Here is a 3,952-nt window from a genome sequence, read left to right on the forward strand (position 1 = left end):
CGCCTACATCCGGTCGGTTTCATACCCTAATAACAAAAGCAGACATCTCGTCGGCACGGGCCGGATGCTGGTGGCCGAATTCAACTCCGAAGTACCGAGTCAGGTGGACGAGCTGCAAAAGTTACCAGGTGTAGGGCGCAAGACAGCCAACGTTATCGCCTCGGTCATCTTCAATCAACCCACGATGGCCGTAGACACACACGTGTTCCGGGTATCGCACCGCATAGGGCTGGCTCCTCTGACGGCTAGTACGCCTCTGGCCGTAGAAAAACACCTGATGGCCAGCATCCCCACAGCCCTCGTTCCCAAGGCCCACCATTGGCTGATTTTGCACGGGCGGTACATCTGTGTGGCCCGCTCTCCCAAGTGCCACGAATGTGCCTTGACGCACCTTTGTAAGTACTACGAGAAGGCACAAAGGGCAAAAAAGTAAGCTTACATCTGAATTTTTTTTGGCAGGTATTCCAACTATTCAGGCTTGGCACGATTCTCTATGGTAGATGCCGCGCATCGCAAAGAGAAATTTTCCCAGAACTCCTGCGTTACCTGACACCTATTCAGCGTACAGTTTTAGAATAGAAATACCCAACCAGCTAAATCGAAATATTTTATACAAAAAATACCGTAATGAAGCACAACCAAATCAACCTTTTCCTATTTATCCTTTTTGCGCTCGGCTTAGGTGCGTGTAGCAAAACGCTAGACAGCACGACCGATGAGAGTGAACTGGCCAAAAATGAAAAAAGCATCCAGGACTATTTGACCAAAAATAGTCTTTCCGCTACGAAAGACTCCTCTGGCTTGTATTACGTAAAGCAAGTAAATAACCCACAGGGTGCTAAGGCGAAGGTGGGCGATGAGGTGGCAATTTATTATAAAATATATACCCTTGACGGAGTAGTAGTCGATAGCACTGAAACCGCCGCCAAAAATCCGCTTCGTTTTACGTTTGGCACCAATTATCATCTGCCGGGCGTCGAGCGGGCTATCAGCCTGATGCGGGAAGGTGAAAAGATGACTTTACTTTTACCCTTTTACCTTGCCTTCGGTAATGTAGGTTACGACAAAATACCCGCTTACTCGCCCATTCGCGTTGAGTTGGAACTGGTGCAGGTACGGACGGAGGCTCAGCAGATTGAGGACTACATAATGGGAAAAAAATATACCGTGTCTGAAACTACATCCAGCGGGGTTAGAATTATCCGCCAGAACACGGTAACGGGCGATATGATTGGAAACGGGAAAACGGTGAGCGTGAAGTATGTGGGCAAACTTCTGAGCGGTAAAGAATTCGATAAGGGTACTTTGTCGGCAACTCCTGGTTCAAGAGGACTTATTCCAGGCTTTGAAGAGGGCGTCAGCCGTTTACGCAAAGGCGAGAAAGCTATCTTGATTTTCCCTTCCTCACAGGGCTATGGCACGAAAGGAGTTGGGGCAAATATTGGCCCCTATACGCCATTGATTTTTGAGATCGAGGTTTTGGAGTAAGTCAACTAGGCCGTATCGGTAAGGTTCTCCTCCAGATGATCGAGTTTTTCAAACTCGGAATTTTTACTGACGTACTGTGGTATGACGGCTTTGAGCAAAGAGACAATACTGTCTCGATCTCCCGTAGAGAGTATGCTTCTGAGTTCCGAGATTGCCTCCCTTATAGTCTGGAATGAGACTGCCGACAAGCGGGCAATCATGATTTTGGGGTGATGGGTGGCCGTGTGCGTTTCACCCTCGCTAAGGAGTTCTTCAAATAATTTCTCGCCGGGACGCAGTCCCGTGTAGGCTATCTCGATGTCCCGGTCGGCGGCAAGACCCGAAAGCTGAATCATTCGTCGGGCTAAGTCTACAATCTTGACGGGTTCACCCATGTCGAACACAAACACATCGCCCCCTTGACCCATCGCGCCGGCTTCCAGTACCAGCTGACAGGCTTCGGGAATAGTCATGAAGTAGCGGATTACGTCAGGATGCGTCACGGTAACTGGACCGCCGGACTGAATTTGTCTCTTGAACAATGGTACTACCGAACCGTTGGAACCCAATACGTTGCCGAAACGTGTGATAATAAGATTAGTGTGATGTAACAAGTTCGAGTTCAGGCCCTGCACGTACATTTCAGCCAGTCGTTTGGTAGCCCCCATCACGTTAGTAGGGTTAACGGCTTTGTCAGTAGAAACGAAGACGAACTTTTCGGCTCGATATTCTACCGAGAGGTTAGCAATGATTTCAGTTCCTAACACATTGGTTTTGGCGGCTTCGTAGGGGTAGCGCTCCATGAGCGGCACGTGCTTGTAAGCAGCGGCATGGTATACGATTTGCGGGCAGTGCAGCGCGAAAGTCCGTCGCATTCGCCCCTCGTCAGTAATGTCGGCTACTACCGCTATGAGTTTGGTCTTTCCCGTCAGGTTGGCGTAGTCGTTTCTTAGCTCAAATTCCAGGTCATAGATTCCTGATTCAGATTGGTCTATGAGCACGAGTTTTTGGGGCGCGTAATGAACCAGTTGTCGAGCGATTTCACTACCAATGGAACCAGCAGCCCCGGTCACGACCACTACCTTATCATTTATCTCCTCCTGAAGATGCAAACTGTTCAGTCGGATGGGCTCGCGTTTAAGCAAGTCCTCAATGCGAATTTTTCGGATTTGCTCACTACTTAAAGTACCTTCCAGCCAGTCGTTTGAGGCCGGAACGACTTTTATTAAAATGTTCTTTTGTAGGAAAAACTCCAAAATTTTCTTCTGGCTCGATTGGTGGATGTTCTGAATCGCCAAGATAACTTCTGTGTTATCAGCATCTTTTCTCAGGTATTCTTCAACTACTGTTTCTCGGTTCAATACCCGGAGTCCCGCTACCGATTTGCCCGCCAAAGTAGGATTGTCGTCGATAAAACAGAGAATGTTGTACCCCCGCTGGGGGTCTTTCAGCAATACGTTCCGGGTAAGGATGCCCAATTCGCCCGCGCCGTAAATAATAACATCCTGAGAAGTAGTGCGCGGGTTATTGCTCGTAATGTCGATATACATTGATTTTACAAAAAATCGACTGGCAATCATCAGGAAAAGGCAGATAAAGTACTCGATGAGCAGTACCGAGATCGGAATGTACAGTACCGAAACGCTGGATAAGTAAGCGGCCAAACTAGAAATGAGAACCACGGTCAGGCTACTGGCGGTAACAGTTTGGAGGATAAGCCCGGCATCTTCCAGGCTGGTATGGCGTACAATACCATGGTAAGATCGAAAAGACAAAAAACAGCCCCAACGAACCAGCACCAAAACGAGGAGATAATAACGATAAACCGACCAGTCGATTTCCGAAAAGTCGAAATTAAAGCGAAGAATAGCAGCGGCAATGAAAGAAAAACCGACAATGGCCAAGTCAATGGCCAGAATCAAGCGCCGTGAAACAAAGCGGTGGTGGTAGCTGTCGATTACTCCTTGGAAAAATCTCTCTATCATACGCACAAGCCTATCAAAGCGGACAGTTATCACTATAATTTTTTTTCAGGAGGCCAGAATACTGGTGAGGAGACAAGTCATATCCCTCACAAAACAGCAGGATCCAACACGCTAATTTAGGTCGATTTTATAGAAAAAATCCGCTAATTTTTGAAATTGTATAAACGGCAATCCAACTGTAACGAGGGAATTCATGACTTATTTAAAAGCAAGTCCCGCAAAGCGCCTTCCAGTTCGGGAAACCTGTACTCAAAGTCCGTAGTCCGCAGCCGGGCGTTCTCCACGTAGCTGCTACCCAGTACGACTTCGGCCATCTCTCCAAAGGCTAAGTCTAAAGCGAATTCAGGTACTTTGGGAATCCACTGCGGGCGGTCGAGTACTTTGCTGATGAGTTTGGTCAGTTCAGCGTTGGTCACGGGTGGAGTCGCCACGCCGTTATAAACTCCTTCCCAACTTTCATTTTCAATGGCCTCGATGTACAGGCGGCACATATCGTCGAT

4 protein-coding genes are annotated in these 3,952 nt (G+C 48.1%); 2 read left to right on the forward strand and 2 right to left on the reverse strand.

What is annotated here, in order from left to right:
- Positions 1 to 433, forward strand: a 433-nt coding sequence (nth, locus tag ACEW8P_RS17110; RefSeq protein WP_373514290.1) for an endonuclease III, incomplete at its 5' end; no start/stop codon positions are given.
- A gap of 194 nt (positions 434 to 627) precedes the next feature.
- Entirely contained in the window at positions 628 to 1,488 is an 861-nt protein-coding gene (locus ACEW8P_RS17115; RefSeq protein WP_373514291.1) for an FKBP-type peptidyl-prolyl cis-trans isomerase, read from the forward strand.
- Between the two features lie 5 nt (positions 1,489 to 1,493).
- Here ACEW8P_RS17115 and ACEW8P_RS17120 read toward each other — a convergent pair whose 3' ends face one another.
- Both ACEW8P_RS17120 and ACEW8P_RS17125 read right to left on the reverse strand, forming a co-directional pair.
- Complete coding sequence (locus ACEW8P_RS17120) at positions 1,494 to 3,452, reverse strand: polysaccharide biosynthesis protein (protein ID WP_373514292.1); 1,959 nt, start codon at positions 3,450 to 3,452, stop codon at positions 1,494 to 1,496.
- A gap of 191 nt (positions 3,453 to 3,643) precedes the next feature.
- A partial coding sequence (locus tag ACEW8P_RS17125; RefSeq protein ID WP_373514293.1) for a DUF1731 domain-containing protein occupies positions 3,644 to 3,952 on the reverse strand: 309 nt, incomplete at its 5' end.

The sequence above is a fragment of the Persicitalea sp. genome (assembly GCF_041751555.1).
Lineage (GTDB): Bacteria > Bacteroidota > Bacteroidia > Cytophagales > Spirosomataceae > Persicitalea.

Excerpts from the sequence above, each read along its gene's own strand:
- ACEW8P_RS17115 (WP_373514291.1), top strand. The coding sequence starts at position 628 with ATGAAGCACAACCAAATCAACCTTTTCCTATTTATCCTTTTTGCGCTC.
- ACEW8P_RS17120 (WP_373514292.1), bottom strand. The coding sequence starts at position 3,452 with ATGATAGAGAGATTTTTCCAAGGAGTAATCGACAGCTACCACCACCGC.